This is a genomic window from Aquimarina amphilecti, from assembly GCF_900109375.1.
In the GTDB taxonomy this organism is placed as follows: domain Bacteria; phylum Bacteroidota; class Bacteroidia; order Flavobacteriales; family Flavobacteriaceae; genus Aquimarina; species Aquimarina amphilecti.
Genome location: NZ_FOAB01000006.1, coordinates 165296 through 191563 on the forward strand (window position 1 = coordinate 165296; position 26268 = coordinate 191563).

28 protein-coding genes are annotated in these 26268 nt (G+C 32.0%); 16 read left to right on the forward strand and 12 right to left on the reverse strand.

Going from position 1 to position 26268, the window contains the following annotated elements; genetic code table 11:
- The first annotated feature begins 19 nt into the window (after positions 1-19).
- From BMY33_RS16410 to BMY33_RS16430, 5 genes are all read left to right on the forward strand, one after another.
- A complete protein-coding gene (locus tag BMY33_RS16410) occupies positions 20-1357 on the forward strand; it encodes a dihydrolipoamide acetyltransferase family protein (RefSeq protein ID WP_091410582.1) in 1338 nt (445 codons plus the stop codon).
- Between the two features lie 234 nt (positions 1358-1591).
- Complete coding sequence (locus BMY33_RS16415; protein ID WP_091410584.1) at positions 1592-2239, forward strand: DUF7151 family protein; 648 nt, start codon at positions 1592-1594, stop codon at positions 2237-2239.
- A gap of 25 nt (positions 2240-2264) precedes the next feature.
- Positions 2265-2912: a DUF7151 family protein gene (locus BMY33_RS16420; RefSeq protein ID WP_027395504.1), complete on the forward strand. Its 648-nt coding sequence runs from the start codon at positions 2265-2267 to the stop codon at positions 2910-2912.
- A 518-nt stretch (positions 2913-3430) separates the two neighbouring features.
- Positions 3431-3910, forward strand: coding sequence for a hypothetical protein (locus BMY33_RS16425; protein WP_091410585.1), 480 nt, complete (start codon positions 3431-3433; stop codon positions 3908-3910).
- A gap of 84 nt (positions 3911-3994) precedes the next feature.
- Complete coding sequence (locus BMY33_RS16430; RefSeq protein WP_170837103.1) at positions 3995-4705, forward strand: metallophosphoesterase family protein; 711 nt, start codon at positions 3995-3997, stop codon at positions 4703-4705.
- Positions 4706-4790: 85 nt separating this feature from the next.
- On the opposite strand, the gene BMY33_RS16435 is transcribed toward BMY33_RS16430, so the two are convergent.
- From BMY33_RS16435 to BMY33_RS16455, 5 genes are all read right to left on the reverse strand, one after another.
- Entirely contained in the window at positions 4791-5456 is a 666-nt protein-coding gene (locus tag BMY33_RS16435; RefSeq protein ID WP_139195687.1) for a hypothetical protein, read from the reverse strand.
- Positions 5457-5534: 78 nt separating this feature from the next.
- Positions 5535-6698, reverse strand: coding sequence for a metal ABC transporter permease (locus BMY33_RS16440; RefSeq protein WP_091410590.1), 1164 nt, complete (start codon positions 6696-6698; stop codon positions 5535-5537).
- Entirely contained in the window at positions 6691-7821 is a 1131-nt protein-coding gene (locus BMY33_RS16445; protein ID WP_091410592.1) for a metal ABC transporter permease, read from the reverse strand. Before BMY33_RS16445 ends, BMY33_RS16440 begins: the two co-directional genes overlap by 8 nt.
- 4 nt (positions 7822-7825) lie before the next feature.
- Complete coding sequence (locus BMY33_RS16450; protein WP_091410593.1) at positions 7826-8563, reverse strand: metal ABC transporter ATP-binding protein; 738 nt, start codon at positions 8561-8563, stop codon at positions 7826-7828.
- Entirely contained in the window at positions 8563-9480 is a 918-nt protein-coding gene (locus BMY33_RS16455; protein WP_091410595.1) for a metal ABC transporter solute-binding protein, Zn/Mn family, read from the reverse strand. The genes BMY33_RS16450 and BMY33_RS16455 overlap by 1 nt, the downstream gene beginning before the upstream one ends.
- A 167-nt stretch (positions 9481-9647) precedes the next feature.
- Between BMY33_RS16455 and BMY33_RS16460 the strand changes: the two genes are divergently transcribed.
- The 3 genes from BMY33_RS16460 (at position 9648) to BMY33_RS16470 (ending at position 11821) form a co-directional block, all read left to right on the forward strand.
- Complete coding sequence (locus BMY33_RS16460; protein ID WP_091410597.1) at positions 9648-10331, forward strand: metal-dependent transcriptional regulator; 684 nt, start codon at positions 9648-9650, stop codon at positions 10329-10331.
- A gap of 81 nt (positions 10332-10412) precedes the next feature.
- The gene (locus BMY33_RS16465) at positions 10413-11192 is read left to right on the forward strand and encodes a 3'-5' exonuclease (protein WP_091410599.1); all 780 of its coding nucleotides are present in this window, start codon (positions 10413-10415) and stop codon (positions 11190-11192) included.
- A gap of 17 nt (positions 11193-11209) precedes the next feature.
- Positions 11210-11821, forward strand: coding sequence for a fumarylacetoacetate hydrolase family protein (locus tag BMY33_RS16470; RefSeq protein ID WP_091410600.1), 612 nt, complete (start codon positions 11210-11212; stop codon positions 11819-11821).
- A gap of 16 nt (positions 11822-11837) precedes the next feature.
- Here the strand turns inward: BMY33_RS16470 and BMY33_RS16475 are convergent, their stop codons facing one another.
- Both BMY33_RS16475 and BMY33_RS16480 read right to left on the reverse strand, forming a co-directional pair.
- Positions 11838-12308, reverse strand: coding sequence for a thioredoxin family protein (locus tag BMY33_RS16475; RefSeq protein ID WP_091410602.1), 471 nt, complete (start codon positions 12306-12308; stop codon positions 11838-11840).
- Positions 12309-12310: 2 nt separating this feature from the next.
- Positions 12311-14671, reverse strand: coding sequence for a TonB-dependent receptor (locus tag BMY33_RS16480; protein ID WP_091410604.1), 2361 nt, complete (start codon positions 14669-14671; stop codon positions 12311-12313).
- Positions 14672-14993: 322 nt separating this feature from the next.
- Between BMY33_RS16480 and BMY33_RS16485 the strand changes: the two genes are divergently transcribed.
- Together BMY33_RS16485 and BMY33_RS16490 are read left to right on the forward strand one after the other, a co-directional pair.
- On the forward strand, positions 14994-15332 hold the full coding sequence (locus BMY33_RS16485; RefSeq protein WP_091410606.1) for an Hpt domain-containing protein: 339 nt from the start codon (positions 14994-14996) through the stop codon (positions 15330-15332).
- A gap of 2 nt (positions 15333-15334) precedes the next feature.
- Entirely contained in the window at positions 15335-16576 is a 1242-nt protein-coding gene (locus BMY33_RS16490; RefSeq protein ID WP_091410608.1) for a competence/damage-inducible protein A, read from the forward strand.
- A 5-nt stretch (positions 16577-16581) separates the two neighbouring features.
- Here the strand turns inward: BMY33_RS16490 and BMY33_RS16495 are convergent, their stop codons facing one another.
- The 3 genes from BMY33_RS16495 to BMY33_RS16505 form a co-directional block, all read right to left on the reverse strand.
- The gene (locus tag BMY33_RS16495; RefSeq protein ID WP_091410610.1) at positions 16582-16983 is read right to left on the reverse strand and encodes a hypothetical protein; all 402 of its coding nucleotides are present in this window, start codon (positions 16981-16983) and stop codon (positions 16582-16584) included.
- 233 nt (positions 16984-17216) lie between these two features.
- Entirely contained in the window at positions 17217-17630 is a 414-nt protein-coding gene (locus BMY33_RS16500) for a hypothetical protein (protein ID WP_091410612.1), read from the reverse strand.
- A 139-nt stretch (positions 17631-17769) separates the two neighbouring features.
- The gene (locus BMY33_RS16505; RefSeq protein ID WP_091410613.1) at positions 17770-18171 is read right to left on the reverse strand and encodes a hypothetical protein; all 402 of its coding nucleotides are present in this window, start codon (positions 18169-18171) and stop codon (positions 17770-17772) included.
- 499 nt (positions 18172-18670) lie between these two features.
- Between BMY33_RS16505 and rpmB the strand changes: the two genes are divergently transcribed.
- The 5 genes from rpmB (at position 18671) to BMY33_RS16530 (ending at position 22119) form a co-directional block, all read left to right on the forward strand.
- Positions 18671-18910 (forward strand): 50S ribosomal protein L28, encoded by a 240-nt coding sequence (gene rpmB, locus BMY33_RS16510; RefSeq protein ID WP_091410615.1) that lies wholly within the window; start codon positions 18671-18673, stop codon positions 18908-18910.
- A gap of 24 nt (positions 18911-18934) precedes the next feature.
- A complete protein-coding gene (gene rpmG / locus BMY33_RS16515; RefSeq protein ID WP_027395522.1) occupies positions 18935-19117 on the forward strand; it encodes a 50S ribosomal protein L33 in 183 nt (60 codons plus the stop codon).
- A gap of 4 nt (positions 19118-19121) precedes the next feature.
- Positions 19122-19274, forward strand: a complete 153-nt coding sequence (locus BMY33_RS16520; RefSeq protein ID WP_081415706.1) for a DUF4295 domain-containing protein — start codon at positions 19122-19124, stop codon at positions 19272-19274.
- Between the two features lie 123 nt (positions 19275-19397).
- On the forward strand, positions 19398-20351 hold the full coding sequence (gene ftsY / locus BMY33_RS16525; protein ID WP_091410617.1) for a signal recognition particle-docking protein FtsY: 954 nt from the start codon (positions 19398-19400) through the stop codon (positions 20349-20351).
- Positions 20352-20451: 100 nt separating this feature from the next.
- Positions 20452-22119, forward strand: coding sequence for an amidase family protein (locus BMY33_RS16530; RefSeq protein ID WP_091410619.1), 1668 nt, complete (start codon positions 20452-20454; stop codon positions 22117-22119).
- Here BMY33_RS16530 and BMY33_RS16535 read toward each other — a convergent pair.
- The gene (locus BMY33_RS16535; protein WP_091410620.1) at positions 22116-23213 is read right to left on the reverse strand and encodes a serine hydrolase domain-containing protein; all 1098 of its coding nucleotides are present in this window, start codon (positions 23211-23213) and stop codon (positions 22116-22118) included. The genes BMY33_RS16530 and BMY33_RS16535 overlap by 4 nt on opposite strands.
- Before the next feature lie 140 nt (positions 23214-23353).
- Between BMY33_RS16535 and rimO the strand changes: the two genes are divergently transcribed.
- Entirely contained in the window at positions 23354-24655 is a 1302-nt protein-coding gene (gene rimO, locus BMY33_RS16540; protein ID WP_091410622.1) for a 30S ribosomal protein S12 methylthiotransferase RimO, read from the forward strand.
- Between the two features lie 859 nt (positions 24656-25514).
- Here the strand turns inward: rimO and BMY33_RS16545 are convergent.
- Positions 25515-26228, reverse strand: coding sequence for a pirin family protein (locus tag BMY33_RS16545; RefSeq protein ID WP_091410623.1), 714 nt, complete (start codon positions 26226-26228; stop codon positions 25515-25517).
- Positions 26229-26268: the final 40 nt, after the last annotated feature.

Here is a 26268-nt window from a genome sequence, read left to right on the forward strand (position 1 = left end):
AATACCTTTGATTAAGAATATGGCAAAATTTGAGCTTAAACTTCCGAAGATGGGTGAGAGTGTTGCAGAGGCAACAATAACAACTTGGTTAAAAGAAGTTGGAGATACTATCGATATGGACGATGCAGTATTAGAGATTGCTACGGACAAAGTAGATAGCGAAGTACCTTGTGAAGTAGAAGGAGTATTGGTTGAAAAGCTTTTTGATGTTGACGATGTAGTAAAAGTTGGTCAAACAATTGCTATTATTGAAACAGAAGGAGAAGTTGCTGCAGATGCAGCTCCAGAAAAAATTAAAGAAGAAGTTGTAGCTGCACCTGAAACCGCAGCTCAAGTTATAGAAAACGATATTGCTGCAGTAACGGAAACGGTTACCACAAAAACAGATTTTTCAGAAAGTTCTAAGTTTTATTCACCTTTAGTAAAAAATATCGCTGCTGCAGAAGGTGTTTCTGTAGCCGAATTAGAAAATATATCTGGAACTGGAAAAGATGGTAGAGTTACCAAAAATGATATTTTACAATTTGTAGAAGATCGTAAAGCTGGCAAAATTGCTACTGCTCCTGTGGTACCAGTAGTGACAGAGCAAAAAACAGCACCAGTTAAGAAAATAGAAACCCCTAAAGCATCACCAGTAGTTGCATCAGGAGAGGACGAGATTATAGAAATGACCAGAATGGGCAAGTTGATCTCGCATCATATGGTAGAATCGGTACAAACTTCTGCGCACGTACAATCGTTTATAGAAGCGGATGTGACGAATATCTGGAACTGGAGAAAGAAGGTAAAAGGTGACTTTATGAAGAGAGAAGGGGAGAACCTAACTTTTACTCCAATTTTTATGGAAGCTGTAGCAAAAGCTATTAGAGATTTTCCAATGATCAATATTTCTGTGTCTGGAGATACTATTATCAAAAAGAAGAATATCAATTTGGGTATGGCAGCTGCCTTAGCAGATGGTAATTTGATTGTGCCAGTAATTAAAAATGCTGATCAGCTAAATTTAGTTGGTATGACTAAAGCTGTAAATGATTTAGCAAACCGAGCTCGTACTAATGCTTTAAAACCTGATGATATACAAGGTGGGACTTACACAGTAACTAATGTAGGTACTTTTGGTAGTATTATGGGAACACCAATTATCAATCAGCCACAAGTTGCTATTTTAGCTTTAGGAGCTATTCGTAAGGTGCCCGCTGTGATTGAAACTCCTGATGGAGATTTTATTGGTATTCGTTATAAAATGTTCTTATCACACTCCTATGATCACAGAGTCGTAAATGGAGCACTAGGAGGACAATTTGTGCAACGAGTAAAGGATTATCTCGAAGCGTTTGATGTAAATAGAGAGTTTTAAGAAATACTATAATTTATAAATAAAAAACCGCATATGTATTATGCGGTTTTTTATTTATAATATTTAATTACTACCAAGATGTTTTGATTAGAAGACATATAAATGTGTTAGTTCTTGAAATACTCCTATTCCCTATATTCTGTTTTTATACAATAAATGCATATAATAGGGTAACATTTTCCTTCTAAATGATACATATGTTAAACTCTAATAAATATTTAAATTTTAAAATGTATGAGATTCTCAAAAGTAAATTATTTTTTTTGTGTATTGTTAGGAACGATGTTGTTAAGTTGTTCTCCGGAAGATGGAACTGATGGTGTTCCTGGGTTAAGTAATCTTACAATATTAAATGATGAGCCTAGCGGAGCAAATTGTGAAAATGGAGGGGTTAGAATTGAAAATGGCTTAGACTTAAATTCAAATGCAATTCTTGAAACTAGCGAGGTGTTAACGACAACTTTCTTGTGTGATGGATTTAATAGTGATTATCAAGATGAAACAAGACTAGTTTTATTTAGTAACGGATCCGGTGCGTCTGGAACTAGTTCTGTAGAAGGAAGGAAAATGGGTGAAATAATAAAATTTGATAAAAGAAATTGGGAAAATGCGTCTTCAATTTATTATGTAGCTTGGATATATTCGGAAAATTCTAATAATAGTTGTTTTGTAGAATTATTTAATGAAACGGATGGGGAGGTTATAGCTAATAGTGTTCTTACTAACAATAGTACCAATTATCCTGGAATACTAATGATCTCAGAAAATATAATTTCTTCTATTCCTGAAAAAGAAATAGATATATCGTTAAGATTACGTTCAGAAAATGAAGGTACGACTGTGTATATGGGTAGAAAGGCTGAATTAGTTATAAAACGTTAATAACACAAACACTTTTTTGATCACTATGAAAAATATTATAAAATTAAGTTTCTTATTTATATCTGTTTTAATATTAAGTGGTTGCGAACCAGAGGATGGAGAGAATGGTGTTTCGGGATTAAATTCCTTAACAGTGTTTTCTAAGGAAGATTCTGGCTCAAACTGTCAATATGGAGGTATTAAAATAGAGTTAGGTTTAGATGTCAATTCGAATTTTGTTTTAGAAACAAATGAAATAGAAACAACCAAATTTGTTTGTGGGGGAATTGATGATCCAATTTCAAAAGAAACGAGAATTATACTTCATAATAATAATGGTGGAGCTTCCGGTACTTCTGGTAACTATATAAATACGTATCCAGCCATTATAAAATTTGATAAAAGAAATTGGAGTAAATTAAGATCTGTTGTTTATACAGCGAGTATTAAGTCTGACAACAGTAATAATAGTGCAATTGTTGAATTGTATGATGCTACTAATTTTAGAACGATAAGTAATTCCGTTCTTGCTACAAGAAATACTGAATACGAAAATGTGATTTCTAACAATCTTGTTGAATCATTACCGGAGGAGGAAATAAATATTTATTTAAGATTGAGGTCGGAAAATAATACAGGAGACAATGTTTGGATATCTAATAAGTCTGAACTGATTATAAAACAAGAGAATTAATTATCAAAGAACAGTTTTTGTTTAATAAAATAGTTTTGGACTAGATTATTTAGGGTAGAAGATGAGGTGAATAACGAAAACATCTTTACGGTAGAGATGAAAAGTACTCCTTATGAAGATTGCGAATTGGTAGAAAAAATAATTATAGTTATGCTTCAAAATCAGCATAGATTATGAAGGCTTGTGAAATAAAAAATGCGGTTCCTGTACACTTTTCACGTAAGTATGATGAAGATGAAATAAAAGAGTTGATAGAGCAATTTAATAGATCAAAAAAATAAGTTTTTTTGAGATGAATTTGAGGCTCTAAATAATTCTACTGTCATATCATTATCCTTTTAGAGAATTGTGAATAAAGTGCTTTATGAAGTTTAATTAGCAGAAGAAATTTAATATTTCTATATAATTTTATAGTAATAGATATACGTTAAGTCTCTTTTTAATATTGTAACAAATTAAATAGTTTCGCTACTAACTGTATAGGAGGTAAATCTTTTTAATATTAAAACGCTATACCCATGACTATTGATGAAGCATCTAAATTTTTTAAGAACTTGGTTACAGAGACTGACGATATATCCGAAATAAAGGTGTATAAGAAATTTATTAGTATTTTATCTCAGCTAGAGAATAGAGATTTATCTGAAGACCAATTACGTGCTATAGAAAGTAAATTAGATGCATTTGATATAGATATACTAAGAGAAAATAGAAAAAAATACTACAGGAAAAAACTCAGTGAGTTTACAGGGTATTTGAAAAAAGATTTTTCTCTTATATCCGAAGGTTATTATATGACGATTGGTACGAGTTTAGGAATGAGCCTGGGAATGAGTTTAGGGATGACTTTTGGAGTAGTTTTCGGAGGTTCTAATGGATTGATTTATGGAATGACTTTTGGGATGACAGTGGGCATGTCTTTTGGATTGGCAATTGGTGCAGCTATGGATGCTAATGCAAAAAAAGAAGGTAAAGTATTGACCATTAAAAGCAAGTGAAAAAATAGAGAATATTCTAGAAGCATATAAAAATATTCTTTAAGGAATTTTTTGAACTGAATAACAAAGGGTTAAATGACCGATATGATCAAAAAGATAGCTTATATTACAGATGCTCATATTGATGAAGAATACCCTAAAACTTTAGGGGTCAATGCTCGAAACAATTGGAAGACTATTTTAGAAGATATTGATTCAAAAGATATTAATGAAGTAATTTATGGAGGTGATATAGGAGAAGGATCATCTAATTCATGGTTTTTTGAAACTTTGCAAAATTATAAACTATCCGTTTCTTTAGGCAACCACGATCTTTTTTCTGAAGTAACAAAGTATTATAAAAATAGCACTAATATCGATGTTGATGGACTTTTTTATAGTAAGGAAATTGATTTTTTCAAACTTATATTTTTAGATTCTAGTACTGAGGTAATTAGTGAAAAGCAATTAGAATGGTTAAAAACTGAGTTGATTAGTACAAAAAAAATAGTATTATTTATTCATCATCCTATTTTACCAATTCCTGCTATTATAGATAAAAAATATTTTTTACAAGGAAGAGAAAAAATTCAAGCTTTATTACAAAAGATTCCAAATGAGATCATACTTTTTTCAGGACATTATCATATGGAAGATTATCGTAAATGTAATAATGTAATTCAATATATTACACCTGCAGCATCCTATCAGGTAGAAAAAGACCTGAATGAGATTAAAGTTCATAATAATTCATTTGGGTATAGAATTATAGAATTGAATAAAGATAACATTCAAACCGAAGTTGTGTTGTTTTGAACCAATAATAACGAATGCTTTTGGAATTATATTTCTATATACAATTAATGAATTTCGAGAAACATTATTTACGTTTTCCGTATGATTAAAAAAGACTTATTCTTTTCTTTCGTTCTGGTTTTTTCGTGATCTCTTCAATTAAAATGTCAAAATTTGGAATAGGGTAGTATAACTTTTTATTTTTTTTAGCAAAGGGAAGTTCAATATTCTCTCTGGTATATCCTTCTTTTAGCATTTTTCTCCAAAATAAAGGAGATAGTAAGTTGTTTTTACTGTCGATGTCTACTTCCAAAAATCTTATTTTATTTTCTTTTAATTTTTGAATTAATGTATCACATCTATTACAATCTTGATCCGTATAAATAAAGAGTTTATAATTCGCTATAGTTTGGGATTTTATTTCTTTTGGTTTTTCTTTTTGTCTTCTGGTATTAATATTTTCTAATTGATCATTAACAATAAGATTGTATGTGTAAGAGGATTCTTTATCTGTTAACGGAATCAAGATTGACATTTGTACTTTGCTATTAGCTGGAATATTTTTAAGAACAGGGCGTTGAGCACGTCTTCGATAACCAATAGGGTCTATTTTGAGAAAAACACTTTTATCTAGGTTTGTGTCATTTTGAACGTAGATAACAGTATGTTTTTTTTGAACGTCTTCTACCAGATACACCAATTTTTCTTGACAATAAGCGGTTGCAGTATATAATAACAGTAGCGGGAATATAAAACAAGAAAGGGTTTTCAAAACTAGTTTCAGTTATTAGAAAGACAAAAGATTTACTTTTTCTAATATACAAAAAATACCTGTATATAGATATATTTACTACCCTCTAAATAAGAAAAAACGATCTTTCATTTTTTCAATTTCAGAATTCTTGTTGGTTATAATATAATCGATAGCTTCTGTAGTAAAATGTTGTCCTTTTTCTGTTAAGGATACGATATCATTATTGATTTCTATCATATTGTTTTTAAGAGCTAAATCCAATACAGATTTCGATTTTACTTTTTGCCAATTAATATGTTCATTAAGATGTTTTACGTGTCTTTCTGTTTCGTCATCTGCGTGGTTCCCTAAATGCAATAGAAAGGTGAGTAAAGAAACTTCTATTCGTTGTTGTCTGTGTCTATATATAACAGAAAAATATCCTCTATTAGGAGCAAATAAGTATACTATAAGAAATAAAATACCGAGCACACTAGTCATTGATCCCGAAATAGAAGTGTCTAATCCGTGCGCAACCCAATATCCTGCGATGGCAGAAATAACACCAAAGATACAGGCTAACAGGATCATTTTTTTTAGATCATTCGTTAATAGATATGCAGTAGCTGCGGGTGCAATCATAAAAGCGATTACTAAAATAGCCCCAACAGCATCAAAAGCGCCCACGGTTGTTATTGATGCTATGGTCATTAAACCATAGTGCATTACTACTGGTGATAGTCCCAAGGCTGCGGCAAGACCAGCATCAAATGTGCTAACTTTTAATTCCTTGAAAAAAGCAAAAAGTAAACCGCAAGTTGCTAATAAGATAGTTCCTATAATCCATAAAGATTTAGGACCAAGGTCCACAGTGTCTATAATAAGTCTATCAAATGGAGCAAAGGCAAGTTCGCCTAGTAGTACTGCATCTATATCAAGATGTACGTCATTAGCATTCTGCGCAATCATAATAACGCCGATACTAAATAGAGCAGGAAAAACAAGCCCAATTGCAGTGTCCTCTTTTACTAAACCAGTTTTTTGAATAAATTCTACCAAGACTACTGTGAGTACTCCGCTTAATGCGGCAAGAAGAATTAATAGAGGAGAGGATAGATCGTGAGTAATAAAAAAACCAATTACAATTCCAGGTAATATAGAGTGGCTAATTGCATCTGTAATCAATGCCATTTTACGCAAGACTAAAAATGTTCCTGGTATTGCGCAAGCAATAGCTACAAGACTAGCGATTAATTGTATTTCGATTTGCGCATTACTCATCTTCCATTTGTGTTAGCTGATTGTAGAGATTTGAAGCTGTCTTATATCCTGATGTGGTCAGCGACCACATGTTACCTTCGATTTTTACATAATCTTTGTCTTCTAATTTTTGCAAAGACCGTTTGGTGAACCCTTGGAAGTTATTCAATATTTTGATTGCGTGAGGATGCGAAATATCTTCATGATCTCTGGCAATATTATACATAAATGAGAGCGTTTTGTGAAGTTGCAAGTCATTTCTGTTCTTCCTAAATCGTATTTCTCTAAATAAAAGCCCGCGACCAGGAGAAAATATAAAAGAAACCAGTACGAATACCGCTGCTACTAAAACGATCACTGGGCCTGTAGATAGATTATTGTGACTAGCACTTATTGCAGTGCCAAGGACTCCGGAAAACGCACCAAAAATAGCTGCAAGGATTACCATAATGGATAGACTATTGGTCCATTGTCTTGCAGCAGCAGCAGGAGCAAGGATCATAGCACTCATTAAAACTACGCCAACTGTTTGTAAACCTAGAACAATGGCAATTACAATAAATGTGGTAATTAGTATGTCTAAAAATTTAATATTGAAACCTAATGTTTTGGTATAATCGCTATCAAACAATGATATTTTAAGCTCTTTCCAAAATAATAATAGTACGATGAGACAGACTCCTGTGACCAATGACATCATCCAAACATCACTTTCTAACAAAGTAGCAGCTTGCCCAAAAAGATAATTTTCTAATCCCGCTTGATTCGCATTTGGTAGTTTTTGTATGTATGTGAGTAATAACATTCCAAAACCAAAAAATAGAGAAAGAATTAATCCTAGCGCAGTGTCAGATTTAAGATGAGTCTTTTTGATAATTCCTCGAATCCAGAAACTACCTATTAAGCCACTAACTAGGGCTCCTAATAAAAATGCATTGCTATTTTTTGCTCCAATAATTAAGAAAGCTATTGCGATTCCTGGTAAGGCGGCGTGCGAAATAGCATCACCCAATAGACTCTGTTTTCTTAAGACAGCAAAACTCCCTAACATTCCACAAATTGCTCCAAGAATTGCAGTTCCTAAGGTGATAGTCCGCAGCGTATAATCGGTAAAAACAAGTTGTATGTACTCAAGAATATCCATAGTATTATTGTTGAACACTTACCTTATAGTTGATTCCATATGTCTTAGTAAGATTATCATCGTTAAAAATATCTTTTACAGGTCCTGTTGCGATTTTCTTAACATTCAAGAATGTTACCCAATCAAAATATTCAGGAACCGTTTGTAGATCGTGATGCACTACTATTACCGTTTTACCAGCTTTTCTTAATTCTTTTAGAATATTTATAATTGCTTTTTCTGTCGTAGCATCAACCCCTTGAAAAGGCTCATCCATAAAATATATCGATGCATTCTGCACCAATGCTCTTGCAAGAAAAATACGTTGTTGTTGTCCTCCAGAAAGTTGACTTATCTGCCTAGATTTAAAAGCCAACATCCCTACTTTTTCTAAAGCTTCAAGAGCCGCTTTTTTTTGCTTCTGTCCAGGTCTCTTTATCCAACCCAAGCTTCCATAAGTCCCCATCATAACTACATCCAATGCAGTTGTAGGAAAATCCCAATCTACACTTCCTTTTTGAGGAACGTAAGCTACAAGAGATCGTTGTTTTTTATATGGTTTATTGTAAATTTTTACGCTTCCTGCGATAGGTTTTATAATATCCAAAACAGATTTGATCAATGTAGATTTTCCAGCCCCGTTTGGTCCGACAATCGCCATTAGTACTCCTTCTGGAATAGTAAGGTCGATATCCCATAATACAGGCTTGTAGTTATAAGCTACCGTAAGGTCATCTATTTGTACAGCAATTTTGTCATTCATTATTTTAATGCATTTACAATTGTGTTTACATTGTATTCAAACATCCCTATATATGTTCCTTCTGTAGTTCCAGGGTTTCCTAAGGCATCAGAGTATAGTGTACCTCCTATTATTGCTTCATGATCTTTAGACCTTACAGCTGCTTGTAAAGCTTCAATAGTACGTTTTGGAACCGAAGTTTCAACAAAAATCGCTTTCACTTGGTTTTCTATAATAAAGGCTGCTAACTTTTGTACATCTTGTACACCAGCTTCTGTTGCCGTGGACAGCCCTTGTAATCCAACTACATTAAACCTGTATTCTTTGCCAAAATAGCTAAACGCGTCATGAGCTGTCACCAGAATTCTTTTGTTTTCTGGTAAAGTTTCTATAGTGGTTTTTAACTTATTTTCTAGTAGATTTAATTTATCTAGATATGCTTTTCCGTTGGTTTCAAAAGCGTTTGCGTTTTTAGGGTCCAATTCCTTTAATTTTTTCATGGTAAAGGAAGCTACTTGTTTCCAGTTGTCTACATTGAACCAAATATGTGGATCATAATTAGAAGCAAAATAGTCAGATCCTATAAGTGTGTTTTTGTCCAAAACTTCGCCAACTGCAATAGTTTTTATGTTTTGACTCCCCATTTTCTCAAATACTTCTACTAATTTTCCTTCGAGATGCAGTCCATTATAAAAGATAACATCTGCGTTAACTAATTTGGTAACATCACCTTCACTAGCTTTATATAGGTGAGGGTCAACACCAGATCCCATTAAGCCCTCGACAGTTATTAGATCCCCTCCAATATTTTTAACAAGATCAGTGATCATGGTAGTCGTGGTGACTACATTTAATTTTTGATTTACCTTCTTTTCTTCTTTTTTACAAGAAAAGAAAGTCATTGTTATTACTACAAGTATTACAATTTTTTTGGTCATTTGAAATTTTTGATTCAATAATGATGTTATATTTTTAAGCTAAAACTATTTATAAAAACAATATCCAAAAAAATCTAAATAAGAAGAGACAATAATCGGACCTGTTATAATTGTATTAGGTTTAGTATTTTTGTTTAATTATAATAGCAAAACTAAAAAAGTTAGCCATGACTAACAAATTAAATTTGAATAATTTAACAAAAAGCGAAGAAGATTACTTAAAAGCTCTTTTTCAATTATTAGTGGAAGATAATTCGGTGAAGGTCGGGAATAACCAATTGGCGGAGTATCTTAAGGTTTCTCCTGCTTCTACTAATAATATGATCAAAAAGTTAAAAACAAAGAATTACGTAGTAAGTGAGAAGTATGGGAAATTAGAATTAACAGATGAAGGTAGTGCTATTGCAGTTAGGCTTATTAGGAAACATAGGCTTTGGGAAACTTTTTTATATAATTATCTAAACTTTAGTTGGGATGAGGTTCATGAGGTAGCCGAGCAGTTGGAGCACATAAAATCATATAAATTAATTGATGAGTTAGATCGGTTTATGGATTTTCCAGAGAAAGATCCTCATGGAGAATTAATTCCTACTTCAAAAGGTGAGTACAAGGTAGTTCCTAAAATTACATTATCTTCTTTAGAGGAAGGAGCTATTTGTCAATTAATCTCTGTAAATGATGGTTCTGTTAATTTTTTGAGATTTGTTTCGGAAATTGGATTGGCTTTAAGTAGTGAGATCAAAGTGCTTGAAGTACGAGAATTTGACAAGTCTATTAGAATTCAATTTAATGATAGTATTGAAACGGTAACAAGAAAATTTGCTGATAATGTTTTTGTAAAAGTATTATGACTTAATAATAAATGTTAAAAAAAACAAGACTATTGCGGATTGTAGCTTATACCTATTATCTTTGAGGCACACAATCAATTTATGGAGCTTACGTTAAAAAGACCGATCTGTTTCTTTGATCTAGAAACAACCGGTATAAATATTTCTAAAGATCGAATCGTGGAAATTTCAATCCTTAAAGTTTTTCCGAATGGAAATAAGGAAAGTAAAACTTGGCTTGTTAATCCAGAGATGCCAATTCCACCAGAAACTACAGAAGTACACGGTATTACAAATGAAAAAGTAGCTAATGAGCCAACTTTTAATCAGTTAGCGAATAAAGTTAGTGATATGATAAAAGGATGTGACCTGGGAGGTTTTAACTCTAACAGATTTGATATTCCTTTATTAGCAGAAGAATTATTACGTGCTGATGTGGATTTTGATATGAAAAACACTGTTGCAGTAGATGTTCAGACTATTTTTCATAAAATGGAAAAGAGAACTTTAGAAGCTGCGTATAAATTTTACTGCGATAAAGATTTAGAAAATGCACATTCTGCAGAAGCTGATACTAATGCAACTTATGAAGTGTTAAAAGCGCAGTTAGATAGATATCCAGAATTAGAAAATGACACTAAATTTCTCGCAGAGTTTAGTTCTAGAAAACAATTTGCGGATTTCGCTGGTTTTATAGCTTATGATAAAGAAGGAAGAGAGATATTTTCTTTTGGAAAGCATAAAGGTAAGTTAGTTGAAAAAGTAATGGAAGATGAACCAGGTTATTTTGGATGGTTACAGAATGCAGATTTTCCTTTATATACTAAAAAAGTTCTTACAGCTGTTAGACTCCGAAAGTTAAACAATAGCCTTAAGCTGTAACGATTATCATTAATTTTATGAAGATTATTTGTATTGGGCGTAACTATACGGATCATATAGAAGAATTGGAAAATGAAAAACCAACAGATCCTGTTGTTTTTATGAAACCTGATACTTCAATTCTTTTAAAGAAACAACCTTTTTTTATTCCGGATTTTTCTAATGATATACATCATGAAGTAGAAGTTTTGGTGAAGATTAAAAAATTAGGTAAGTATATCGATAAAAAATTTGCCCATAAATATTATGATGAAATTGGGCTTGGAATAGATTTTACAGCTAGAGATTTACAAAGTCAACTTAAGGCCAAAGGATTGCCTTGGGAAAAAGCAAAAGCATTTGATGGTGCAGCTGTTATTGGAAAATGGGTTGATAAGAGCGATTTTTCGGATGTAAATAATATTAATTTTCGTTTAGAAAAGAATGACGCAATTGTTCAAGAAGGAAACACTAAGTTAATGCTTTGGAAAATTGATGAACTAATAGAATACGTATCGAAATACTTCACATTGAAAATTGGAGATATTATTTTTACGGGTACTCCTGCTGGTGTAGGACCTGTGCAAACAAATGATAATTTAAGTGGTTTTATAGAAGAAAAGAAAATGTTTTCTATTAAAGTAAAATAGTCTTTTTGGTTAACACCTAAAGTGCTAATAACATTTTCTTTGGGCTTAGGTATTCAAAATACCGTTTTCTAACTTTAAAATTTTCGTCTAAGAATATAGTGGCAGGTAGAGAAAAAGAATTGTTTTTCCTGGATGCCAATAAGACTGGGATTTGATGAATCGCATTTCTTGAAGTTAAGTAATTTTTATTTGTAAAAATAGCACCATCAAAAATAATCGTATCTCTACTTTCTGCATTCATTTTTACAGCATAATAATTCTTATTTATTTTTTCAATGACTTCTGATTTAGTATAAACTACTCTATCCATTTTTTTGCAATATGCACACCAATCGGCATAGAAACTAACAATTACTTTTTTTGGTTTTAGTGCAAGAGAATCGTCTAATTGCTCAAAAGTTATCCAATTGATGGTTTTATTTTCTTGAGCTTCTGTTTGCAAGGAAACGAATAAAAATAATAATAGTATGATTCTCAAATAATTCATTGTTAATGAAGCTTACCAAATTTTATACCTATAAAGAATGTTCTTGGAGATCCAGGTCCGTAAATATAGTCAGAATCGCGAAGAGGTCCGATATCAAAATCATTCTGATAGCTGTTAAATATGTTTTTAACTCCACCGCTAAAAGTGATGTGAAAATTTTCTGAAATATCTGAATGATATTCAAGTTTTAGATTCATATCAAAAAAAGAATCGGTATCCACAAGATCTAGAAACCCTGTGTCACTAATGACACGAGGTACTGTCATACCACCGGTATATGTTCCAGTAAGATCTATGTTAAATTGTTCTCCGGGAACCCAAGATGTATTAAGGTATCCATAAGTGTTAGGGTTTCTTACAAACTCATCTACGGCTACATTACTTTCTTGAGGGATTGTGCCATCTGTTTCAAAAAGTATTTGACTTTCATTATATGAAGCTTTTTGAATAGTTCCTCCTAACTGAAATTGCCATTCTTTAGAAGGAGATATACCAATTTCAAAATTAGATCCAAATACCTTTGCGCCTGATCCATTTCTAACTTCTTCAAGAATAGAACCATTTTCGAGAACTGCTCCTGTACTTACCAAAGTAAAGGGGTCTTCAAGACTTGTGTAAAACCCTTCAAGTAGAAAATCTGTTTGAATTTTGTTTATGTTTTTTGTGTAATTCAGAGATGCAGTAAAGGCATTGGAAAATTCCGTATCCAGGTTTTCTGATAAAATCACAAATTGAGGTTCTCCTCCAACTGATGAGATGTGTAAATCTTCATTAAAAGCTTGCGGAGCTCTAAATCCTCTTGCGTAACCACCTCTTAATTTTAAAGAATTAAGCAGATTGTAGGATATTGTTATTCTTGGGCTTAGTACCGTTTGATTTATAGATATCTCTCTAGAAATACCACCTATATTATATTCTCCTTTGACATTTACATGATCTAATCTAGTACCTAATAGTGCCGTGAAATCATTATTTGGTTTCCATTCATACTGTGCATAGGAACCGATAGTATGAACTTGTTGATCAATTAGTCTATTATAACCAGCAATTATATCTTCGGTATCACTGATGTTATATTCTGTACCTATAGTAATAATGTCATCGTTTTTAAGATTTTGGGTGAATTGAATCCCTGCTAGTAATGCTAAATCCTTTGTGATTCCGTAAGAGTTTAGTGCAAGAATGCTGTCTTGTCGCGTTCTCGAACCGCCTAATCCTCCGTAGTAGCTGTCTCTTTCTGTATATTGACCAGAGGTGTAGATAGATAGATTGTTAGTACCTTTTTTGTTTTCTACTTCATAAGTAATCCCTCCTAAAAAAGTATTGTGATCTAATTCTTCCGTAATGTCGGTAAAATGTGGGGCAATGTCAAGACGATCTCCCCCACGACGATATTCTTTAATAGTGGTTAGATCTAAAGATATTTTACTTCTATCATTTGGTTTTAAAAATGTTTTAATTCCAAAAGTGGTGTTTTGGAGAGTTGTTAACTCAGTAAACCCATCATCATTAGCATCAAATTCTTCTCGATCCCTATTAAGTCCGAATACGGTAATTCCAGACATTAAATCATCACTTACAAGAGATGCATTAAAGTTTAAAGAACGGTCTGGAGTATTTCCGTCAATAAGGCCAAAATAAGTGCCGATTTCCCAAGAATTAAGAATCGGGTCTTTAGTTATGATATTAATTGTTCCTGCGATAGCATTAGATCCATAAAGAGCAGAACCTCCACTTCTAACTACCTCAATACGTTCAACAATATTAGTGGGTATCTGTTCTAGTCCATAAACACTATTTAATGCACTAAAAACAGCTCTACTATTTATCAATACTTGGGTGTAGCTACCATCTAGGCCATTAAGTCTTACTTGAGTAAATCCACAATTCTGACAATTGTTTTCCACTCTAACCCCTGTAGAATAATTTAGTCCTTCAGAAATTGATATAGATTGTGTAGCTTCTAGTAGTTTAGGACTTAGTACATTCACTACCACTGGGGCGTTTTTTCGATTTACTCGATTTCTAGTTGCACTTACTACGATCTGGTCTAGATTTAATCGATCTTCTTTAAGAATGAATTTTTTGATAGAAGTATTAGGTGTTATTGAGATATTTTCTGTCAAGGTTTGGTGTCCTAACGAACTAATTTTTAAAACGTAATCTCCAATAGGGATATTCTTAATTTCAAAAAAACCATCCCCATCCGCAGATGTATATGTGTTGAAGGAAGGGTTTGATATTGCTATGTTGGCATAAGGTAATGGGAATTCATTTGTGTTAATGTTTCCTTTTATGTTTCCTGTCTGACCTGTAACTAGATAGGTGTTTAGTGCGATCAAAAAGAATAAAAATGATTTCATTATTAAACAGTGTAACTTAATTATTAGTTTTGGCAAATTTAAAAAGTTAGATTAGTCTAACAAATTATTTTAACATAATATAAACTAAATTTTAGTTAAGTTTAAATTTGTTTGTTTAAGCTAGTATGTGCCATGTTTATTATATGAATACATCTTTTATTCTCTTTATTTTGTAATTTGATTATAGAATAATCAATGAAATATTTTAGATTAAAGATTGGAGATGTTATCTTTACAGGAAGACCAGTTGGGGACGAAAGGTTAATATGTGTCGACTGGTTTGATAGAAGAATGATATTTTTTTTCAATTATAATTAAATAAATGAGCAAAAGTTACAGCTTAGAAAGTGTAAATGAATTGTCAGGTGGCGATGATGAATTTATAACAGTATTGGTACAAACATTTTTAGAAGAAATACCTCCCGATCTTGAAGGTATGGGGCAAGCAGTTAAAGATAATGATCCAAAAACTGCCTACCAATTTGCTCATAAAATGAAACCGAATCTTCAGTTATTCGGAATTGATCTTTTAAAAGAAATTAAGCAAGTTGAAGCTTGGTCGAAATCAGGTAAGGATCAATCTGAAATAGCTTTGATTCTTGATCATATCACCGCAACAGTTAATCGTGCAATTGAAGAACTGAAAGTTGATTTTCAATAATTATGCTTGCAGAAATAATTACTATTGGAGATGAAATTCTTATAGGACAGATTGTGGATTCTAATTCTGCATTCATAGGAAAAGAACTCAATAAAATTGGTATTGATGTTTATCAAATAACTTCTATTCAGGATGATAAACAGCACATTCTTAATGCTCTAGAAGAGGCGAAGAATAGGGTTGATATTGTACTTATTACAGGGGGTTTAGGTCCTACTAAGGATGATATAACCAAGCATACAATTTGTAAATTCTTTGATGATACTTTGGTGCAAGATGATAAGGTTCTGCAGCATATCGAAGCGATTTTTGCTAAATATATCCAAACTCCGGTTACTGATATTAATAGAATGCAGGCACTAGTTCCTAGTACTTCTGTAGTATTGATGAATCAATATGGTACCGCTCCTGGTATGTGGTTCGATAAAGATGAAACTGTTTTTGTTTCTATGCCTGGTGTTCCTTTTGAGATGAAAAATCTTATGAACGATGAAGTGCTGCCAAGGCTTCAAGAAAGATTTGATAGACCATTTATTGTTCATAAGACGGTGTTAACTTATGGTGTAGGAGAAAGTGCTATAGCTAAGAAGATAGAACAATGGGAAGATAATTTACCATCCTTTATAAAATTAGCGTATCTGCCAAACTTAGGAAGGGTTAGGTTGCGTCTTTCTGCACGTGGAACTGATGAGAAATTGTTGTTAGATACTATTGAAGAAAGAATTATTGGTCTTAAAGCGCTAATAGGAGATATAATTGTGGGGTATGAAGAGACGGAATCAATAGAGGTGTTAATTGGAAAAATATTAACTTCTAATGGACATTTTCTCGCTGTTGCTGAAAGTTGTACTGGAGGTAAAATAGCTCAATCTATTACTTCTTATCCAGGCACCTCGTCTTTTTTTAAGGGAGGAGCTGTAACATACGCAACCCAGTCTAAAAGTGATCTTTTAGGTGTTCCAAAAGAGACGATAGAAAAATTTACGGTTACAAGTAAAGAAGTTGCAGAAGCAATGGCGTTAGGTGTTAAGAGTAAATTTAAATCTGATTATAGTATCGCGACGACTGGTAACGCAGGTCCAACAAAAGGGGATGGTGATGTTGAGGTAGGAACCGTTTTTATTGCGGTGGCTACACCAGAAAGAGTTTTTTCTGAGAAATTTGTTTTTAGTAATCATAGAGAACGAACTATAGGTAAAGCCGTTAATAAATCTTTTGAACTTCTTCTTAAAGAGTTGAGCTAATCTTATTATATGCTTATTTGTTCTTTTGACCATTCTATTGCATCCTGTAAATTGGTGAAATTATAAAAAGGTTTTTGCGCAAAATGCTTTTCAATCTCGGTGGATTTCTCGGTTAATAGATTGTAAGTAATGACTCCATACCCTTTAAAGTTTTCCATATTTAGAAAAGGACAATCTAAATAATCCGTTGGTATTATCGAGTGAGAATTGATTCTGTTGGATAGATATGTAAAAGGTTGTCCATTGCCAAAATGTTTTTGTACAATGGGTATTAGGTCTTGAAGTTTTCCTAGTGTGATCGTTACACCTTCTTTTATTTCTGCAATAATGTATTTGTTATAAATATAATAAGTTCCTAGGTTGAGATCATATTGTCGGATTAAAGTGTCTTGTGTGTTGGTTGTCATAACTTTTGTTTTTTATTAGTTATGAGTATGTCGAATTCTTATAGAGATAATTTCGTGTTAGTGTTTGAATTTCAGTATTTTATGATAGTTTTATGAATTTCAAACGTTTTAGTAATTAGATCTGCTTATAAACCTTTAGGATAATTGAGAAGCTTTTGTTTTACTAATTTAATTATTCGTGTGTTGTTCTTTTTTTAGAAGTTGTTAGCTCTTTACTTTTTTCATTACAGAAGCTAATCTAATTTTGTTAGTGGTTTAATAAGTTCATTCACCCATAGTATTGCTTCATCCAAATTATCGAAGATTTTGGTTTTATTTTCAAGGAAAGACTGTTCTAGGGTAGCTACTTTAGTATTAATCGCGTCATATGTTATTACGCCATATCCTATGAAATTTGGAAATAACTTAGATGATTTAAAATGCCCAGTAGGAACAAAAGAATATGAATTCTTTCTGTTAGAAATATATACAAATGGAGTAGTAGTTCCGAAATGGGAATGAATTATTTCAAATAATTCGGTACAATTTTCGAATGTAAGTGTAATTCCTTCTTTTATTTCAGAAATAATATAATTCTTATAAAAGTAGAATGATCCAATAGCAAGCTCATGCTTATGGAGAAGATTTTTGTTAAAATCATGAACCATATCAAAATAAGATGTTTTCCAATTACAATGGTAATATACTATTTTTGTAATAAAAATATAATTTCAAATTATTTAAAGTAAGCAGTACTTGTTTTTATAGTTAAAAGTAATCAGAGTATGGCTAGTAACCTTAGTCTTCTCAATCAAGCATAATTAATTCATCTACCCAGAGTATAGCATCTTTTAGATTGTCAAATATTTTAGTAGGGACATTAAGAAAAGATTGCTCTAAAGCTGCTATTTTATTATTAATAGCGTCATATGTAACTACTCCATATCCTTTTAGGTTAGGGAATAATTTTGCAGATTTGAAATGAGTAGTTGGTTCAAAAGAATAGGAATTTATTCTATTCGTAATATAAACAAAAGGAATGTTAGTTCCGTAATATTCCTTTGCTAATAAAAATAATTTGGTTGCTTTATCATAATCTACAGAAGCTCCTTCACTCATTTCAGAAATCAAATAATTCTTATGGAAATGGAAAGATCCAATATCTAGTTCGTGAGTTCGGATAAAATTATTGCTGTTATTGGGTAACATAGCATTACTTTTTTTCTAATATACAATTTAGACTTTATATAATAACTATAAAGGCTATGCTATTTTATGTTTTTCTTAACAGTTCTTGAGGTGTTTTCTAGAAACTTAACTTTCTGTAATTTATAATGATAGTTGCAAAAAAAGCGGATCGTAAGATCCGCTTGTTTACTACTCAATTACCCCATATCAAGTAGCTAGTTACAGTTATGAAAACTAACTGGTGTAAAAATAATTCCAATGTTTGATTTAATATATAGGTATAAATACCTGTTTTTAAATTAGAAATAACAAACGTGTTATAGAGAACTATTGTAGTATCTTTGTCGCTCTTATTTTAAAGGATATTTTTTTGATTCATCTATTGAATATAATAGCTTTAATAATGTAAAGGTGATTTTTTTTTAAAAACAGAAAAAAATTACAAAACTATTATTGGTGGTTCGGTAAATAATTCGTTAATTTGCACCCTGTTTTGAAATAATACCAAAATTAAGAAGAGATGTCAAGAGTTTGCGAGCTTACAGGTAAAAAAGCGATGGTGGGAAATAATGTTTCTCACGCGATGAATAAAACAAAACGTAAATTCAACGCGAATTTAATTAAAAAGCGTTTTTATATTCCAGAAGAAGATCGTTGGGTAACACTTAAAGTGTCTACTGCAGCGTTAAAAAATATAAATAAAAACGGTATTGCTGCTGTTTTAAAAGAAGCAAAAGCTAAAGGTTTCTTAACAAAATAATTCAGCTTCTAAAAAGATACTATAATGGCAAAGAAAGGTAATAGAGTTCAAGTAATCTTAGAATGTACAGAGCACAAAGCTTCTGGTAAACCAGGTACATCAAGATATATTACAACAAAAAACAAAAAGAATACTCCTGATAGAATGGAAATAAAGAAATTTAATCCTATTCTAAAGAAAATGACTGTTCATAAAGAAATAAAATAAGAAAATGGCAAAGAAATCAGTAGCATCGTTACAGACAGGATCAAAGAGATTGACCAAAGCTATTAAGATGGTTAAATCTCCGAAAACGGGAGCATATACTTTTGTAGAGTCTATTATGCAGCCTGATGCAGTGAATGACTTTTTTAAGAAAAAGTAATTCGTAAGAAAATATTTTAAAAAGAAGCCGTTTCAATTTTATTGGAATGGCTCTTTCTTTTTATATTTATACGATTTTATGGATAAATCCATATTTAACTTATTAGCATTCTGAATACGACACATGAGTTTGTTTAAAAAAATATTCTCTTCCGAGAAAAAAGAAACCCTAGATAAAGGGTTAGAGAAATCTAAAACCAGCTTTTTTTCTAAATTAAGTAAGGCTGTTGCAGGTAAATCTAAAGTAGATGATGATGTACTAGATAGCCTTGAAGAGGTTTTAGTGACCAGTGATGTTGGTGTGAAAACTACAATAAAGGTTATTGAAAGGATAGAAGATCGAGTAGCAAAGGATAAATATTTGGGAACAGAAGAGTTAAATCAAATCCTTAGAGAAGAAATTGCTGGATTACTTTCTGAAACTAATTCTGGAGAAGCTACAGATTTCGATGTTCCTGTAAATAAGAAACCATATGTTTTAATGGTAGTAGGAGTCAATGGCGTTGGGAAAACTACAACCATAGGTAAACTAGCATATCAATTCAATAAAAAAGGTTTAAAAGTTGTTTTAGGAGCGGCCGATACATTTAGGGCTGCTGCAATAGATCAGCTGCAAGTTTGGGCGGATCGAGTAGATGTGCCTATTGTAAAACAAGATATGGGAAGTGATCCCGCATCTGTTGCTTTTGACACTTTAGAATCTGGAGTAAATCAGGATGCCGATGTGATTATTATTGATACGGCTGGTAGATTGCACAATAAAGTGAACTTGATGAACGAGTTAACAAAGGTGAAGCGAGTAATGCAAAAAGTGATAGGGGATGCACCTCACGATGTTTTACTGGTTTTAGATGGTTCTACTGGTCAGAATGCATTCGAACAAGCAAAGCAATTTACTGCTGCTACAGAGGTAACTTCGTTAGCTGTTACTAAACTTGATGGAACAGCAAAAGGAGGAGTAGTTATTGGTATTAGTGATCAATTTCAAATTCCTGTAAAATATATAGGAGTAGGAGAGGGTATAGAAGACCTTCAGGTATTTAATAAATATGAATTTGTAGATTCCTTTTTTAAGTAGGAAATACTGTTACGAAATAGTTAAAAAGGTGTTATGTTCTAATCATAGCACCTTTTTTTTATATTTTGAATTTTAGAAATACCTTGATAATTCCCATTTAATGAAGAAATTACTATATTTTTTAATATCGCTTTTGGTCTTTATTTCTTGTAAAGAAGAAAAGGAAGAACCAAAAAAAGCGAAAGAACCTAAAGTGGTTTGGAAGTCTTATAATGAAACTAAAGATTTAGAATCGACAAAAAAGCTTGAACAATCAAGAATGCATTTGAAACTTATAAATTCTAAAGTTTTAAATAAAAATAATATATGGAAAGATTTAGAATCTGAGTTGGATTATTTTTCCGTAAAAGATTATAATAGATTAAAAGAATATATCTTAGAGAAAGATATACCTTCTATTCAGCAGAGTGTAAAAGATGGTAAACTATCATATGAGGAATTGACCAAATTCTATATTTATCGAATTCGGAAGTTTGAGAGTAATAATGCTCTTTCTTTAAATGCTGTGATATCCCTAAATCCAAAAGTTATAAAACAAGCAAGAGCATTAGATAAAATGGATAAAAACACCATTGATGCTAATTCAGTTTTTGGAATGCCAATTATATTGAAAGATAATATTGGTGCGAAAAATATGTATACAACTGCTGGGGCTGTTGTGTTACAAAAGAATAAAACGGATAATGCTTTTATAACTAGACGTTTATTAGATCAAAATGCATTGATTTTAGGTAAAGCAAATCTTAGTGAATGGGCATATTTCCTTTGTATTGGTTGTCCTGTTGGGTATAGTGCGATTGGAGGTCAAACTCTTAATCCATATGGTAGAATGGTTTTCGAAAGTGGAGGGTCAAGTTCTGGCAGTGGTGTTGTTGTTGCTGCAAATTTTTGTGTTGCCGCAGTCGGAACAGAGACGAGTGGATCTATTTTATCACCTTCTAGTCAGAATTCTGTTGTAGGTTTGAAGCCTACAATTGGAGTATTAAGCAGATCAGGTATTGTTCCTATATCTAGTACTTTGGATACTCCAGGGCCGATGACAAAGAGTGTGATAGATAATGCTATTTTATTAGATGCAATGACGGGTAAGGATCTAAATGATTTGGCTTCTGTTTCTTCTGAAAAAGATTTTATGGAATTGATGAAAAACTCGACTGTTAAGGGAAAACGGTTTGGAGTTATTAAAACCTTTTTGAATGATTCTTTATATCTGCAGGCGATTGATAAGATTAAAATTGCAGGTGGAGAGATTATAGAAGTTGACCCGAAACAACCTCCATTACCAAGGTTTCTTAGTATTCTCAATGTAGACATGAAAAATGATCTTACAGAATATGTTGATTTATATGCAAGCAATAATATAAATATAAAGACTATAGAAGATGTAATGGCATTTAATTTAGAAGATACACTTACTAGAATTCCTTATGGGCAAGGCATATTTGAGGGAATTTTAAAAGACACTACTTCTTCAAAGGGTGTAAAAAAAATAAAAGAAGATCTTAAGGTTGCGGCTCGTGAATATTTTGATTCGCAGATTGATACATATAATCTAGATGTTATATTGTCCATAAATAACTATCATGCTGGTTATGCCGCCGTGGCTAAATATCCTGCTTTAACTGTACCTATGGGATATACGAATAAAGGCGAGCCCAAAGGGCTTACTTTTATTGCAAAACCTATGTTAGAAGATAATTTACTGCAATTGGGGTATGGGTATGAGTTAATTTCTAAAGAGCGTAATATCCCTGAAAAGTATAACTAATTGATCAGCGCATTAATTTTAATCCACAAATCATTATCAAAACTCGATGGACCAAGTAGTGATTCTCCAGAATCATCACCCATCCTTACAATTACTAGGTTTTGACTAGGAACTACATATAATTTTTGATCATTTTTCCCTAATCCAGCAATAAGATCTTCTGGTGCATCAGGCATTAATTCTCCAGGAAATTCAGTTTCAAATGCAGGTGCCCTAAAACTTGATTTACCATTTAACCACCATAAATATCCATATGATTTATTGTGGTTTTGAGAGGCAGTAGTCATTTCTGTAAAATAGTTTTGATCAGTAAGAATTTGATTGCTATCCCAAGTTCCCTTGTTAAGATTAAGAAGACCAAAACGAGCCATACTTCTTGCTGTACTATAATATATATTAGCATACCCTAGACGTATCCAAGCGCCAGTCATGCCAATTTTATTTTTTAACCTAGAATCAAAATAAGCGTTATATTCCATATTCGATGCACCTGCAACAATATCTGAAAGTAATGTGTATGCAGCATTATGATAATACCAGAAACTTCCTGCTTCATTGAGGTATAGAAGACAATCAAAATCAGTACAATTTTGATTAGAAATGTTATAATCTAAACCTGTTGTCATTGTCAGGTGATTTCTAATTGTGATATTACTTTGTTGATCATTAGTAATATCTGCCCACTCATTACCTAAGTAGGAAGCAGAATTATGATCGATTTCAAGCAAACCTTCTTGTTGTGCTAATCCTACGGTAAAAGCCGTCAATGTTTTTCCTGCAGAGTACCAGGGATTATTATCAGAAGCTGTGCCTCCATTAAAATATTTTTCAATTACAATTTTTCCGTTTTTGAGAATGATAAACGCTTTGGAGTTTTTTTCTTCAAGAAAATCATAAAGAGGTTGTTCTGCATTAACGTTCCATTCCAAGTCAATAATTGCAGTAGTATCCCATTCCTCAGAAGCAATTGGAGGAAAATATAAGTTGTCTTGATCTGGATTTGGTTCAACGCTAATAACTTCATCCGTAGCATCTGAACAAGAAAGTAAACTTATAGATAAAAAAAGTAGAAATAGAATGACTTTGTTTTTCATAGCTTGGGGATTATGAACATTAGACTATACAATATACAAAAGGTTTAGTTTCCATTTTTTTAAGGGATTGACTTAATTATTAATTATGTACTAAAACTTTAGTTATTCATTGTATCTTTGCACACCTTTATTCAGAAGATATGAGAACAAAGACTTTAAAAAAGAATAAGATCAATGTAGTTACATTGGGTTGTAGCAAGAATGTGTATGATAGTGAGGTTCTTATGGGACAACTAAAGGCCAACAATAAAGAAGTAGTTCATGAAGAAGAAGGAAATGTTGTTGTGATTAACACTTGTGGTTTTATAGCAAATGCTAAAGAAGAATCTGTTAATACTATTTTAGAGTACGTACAGAAAAAAGATCAAGGTGTTGTAGATAAAGTTTTTGTTACAGGTTGTTTATCAGAAAGATATAAGCCGGATTTACAAAAGGAAATTCCAGATGTTGATCAGTATTTTGGTACTACTGAGCTTCCCGGTTTATTAAAGGCTTTGGGAGCAGATTATAAACATGAACTTATAGGAGAAAGATTAACAACTACACCTAAAAACTATGCATATTTAAAAATTGCAGAGGGTTGTGATCGTCCTTGTTCCTTTTGTGCTATTCCATTAATGCGGGGTAAGCATAAGTCAACTCCTATAGAAGGATTAGTAACTGAAGCGGAGAAATTGGCTGCCAATGGAGTAAAAGAATTAGTATTGATTGCTCAGGATTTAACGTATTATGGGTTAGATTTATATAAGGAAAGAAAATTAGCAGATTTACTTCGCGCATTGGTAAAGGTTGATGGAATAGAATGGATTCGATTACATTATGCATTTCCTACAGGATTTCCAATGGAAGTGTTAGAAGTAATGAGAAAGGAACCTAAGATCTGTAATTACATAGATATTCCTTTACAGCATATAGCTGATCCTATTCTGAAATCAATGCGAAGAGGAACTACTAAGGCTAAAACTACAAAGCTCTTAAAAGAATTTAGAGCAGCTGTTCCGGAAATGACAATTCGTACGACTTTGATTGTCGGGTATCCTGGAGAAACACAAGAGGATTTCGAGACGTTAAGAGATTGGGTAAAAGAAATGCGTTTTGAGCGCTTAGGTTGTTTTACATATTCTCATGAAGAAAACACACATGCTTTTAATCTTGAAGATGATGTGCCAGAAGAAGTAAAAATGGACCGTGCCAATGAGATAATGGAGATACAGTCACAAATCTCTTGGGAATTAAATCAACAGAAGATAGGACAGGAGTTTAAAGTGGTTGTTGATCGTAAAGAAGGACAATACTTTGTAGGTAGAACCGAGTTTGATTCTCCTGATGTTGATAACGAGGTTTTGATAGATGCTTCTAAGTTTTATCTAAAAACAGGAGAATATACAACTGTTAAGATATATGAAGCAGAGGATTTTGATTTATATGGAGAAGTTGTTTAATTATTTATTTGTAATCGGTATCCAATATTATTTCCCTGGTTTCTCTTGATTAATCCGTTATAATTAAAGTTAGTTTAGTAGTGATATTATCTATGTCTTTTATTACGATACTTTGGCGCGTTATATGCTAATAGTAGACTCAATTTTGTTTAGTATTCAATTTGCGGTATGTTTCAATATATTTTATTGATTTGCCTAAAAGTGAAGTATATTATAGACAGTAAGAACCAATTAAATTTACAGTTTAAAACAAAAAAAAATCGAGGATACGATGATCCTCGATTTTGTTGCGTATACTCTTTAGATTTTTTGGCTAATTCTAATTTATAAGAGAACTTTATTACTTTATTTTATTAAGGGACAAAGTCTTATAGTAAACGCTATTTTTTTAATTTAATTTTATTCGGGCGCAAAAGTATTTAAAAAAGAGATACGAAATTCTTAATTTTAGTTAACGCTAACTGCGTTTTTGAAATTGAAAGAAATAGTAGTTTAAGGTTTTCGTAACTCAATAAAGGTAAGGGTTGAGGTATTAATAATATAGTTGGAAAAAGTAAGGTTTGAATGTATTATTTTTAGGTTTTTATTGAAATAAGTACATTGCTGTTTTTCTTCAAAAAACTTTAAACTTAACAATTTGATAATATTGAGGTTTAAATATTATGTTTCATTGATTTTTGTGACGTGAAAACATGAATAGTTTGATTATAATGTATTTGTTTAGGTTGTAGTAGTTATTTGAAGATTAAAAAAAATAAACTAAAAGAGATCTGATTTTTTTAGTTTCAAACCTCCACCTTATTTAAGATATACGAACCATACTTTAAATAGTTTCAAAATAGTCCCATATGTTTAGGGTTTAAAGCGTTATAGGAATTTCCATTAATAGTATTTTTGAAGATTCATTTGACGTGATTTGCAGTTGTTCAACATCCCAGATCCCTAGTCCATCCCTCTTTTCTAATAAATTGTTTTCTAGAGATATATTTCCTTCTAGTATAAAAGCGTATACACCGTTTTTTTTGTCATTTAGCGTATATGTATGTGTACTTCCTTTTTCTAATTTGCCTAAATGAAACCAAGCATTTTGATGAATCCATACACCATCATCTTCTTGATTAGGAGATAAAATCTGGTATAAGTTGTTTTTAATATCATTATCTCTAATGGTAATTTGATCATATCTAGGAGTAACGTTCTTTTGGTTTGGAGTAATCCATATTTGTAAGAATTTTACTTCCTTGTCAAGGTTCTTATTGTATTCACTATGAAATACACCGGTTCCGGCACTCATTACCTGAATATCTCCTTGTTTGATAACGGTTGTGTTTCCCATACTATCTTGATGTTCTAAATCACCTTCAAGTGGAATGGAAATGATTTCCATGTTATCATGAGGATGTTTTCCAAATCCTTTTCCTGCTGATACGGTATCGTCATTTAGTACTCTTAGAGCTCCAAAGCTCATTCTTTCTGGGTTGTAATAATTTCCAAAACTAAAAGTATGGTAAGAGTTTAACCAACCAAAATTGGCAGTTCCTCTAGTATCTGATTTATGGATGATCGTTTTCATAATGTATCCTTTCTTTATAATTCTTTTACAAAGGTGAGTT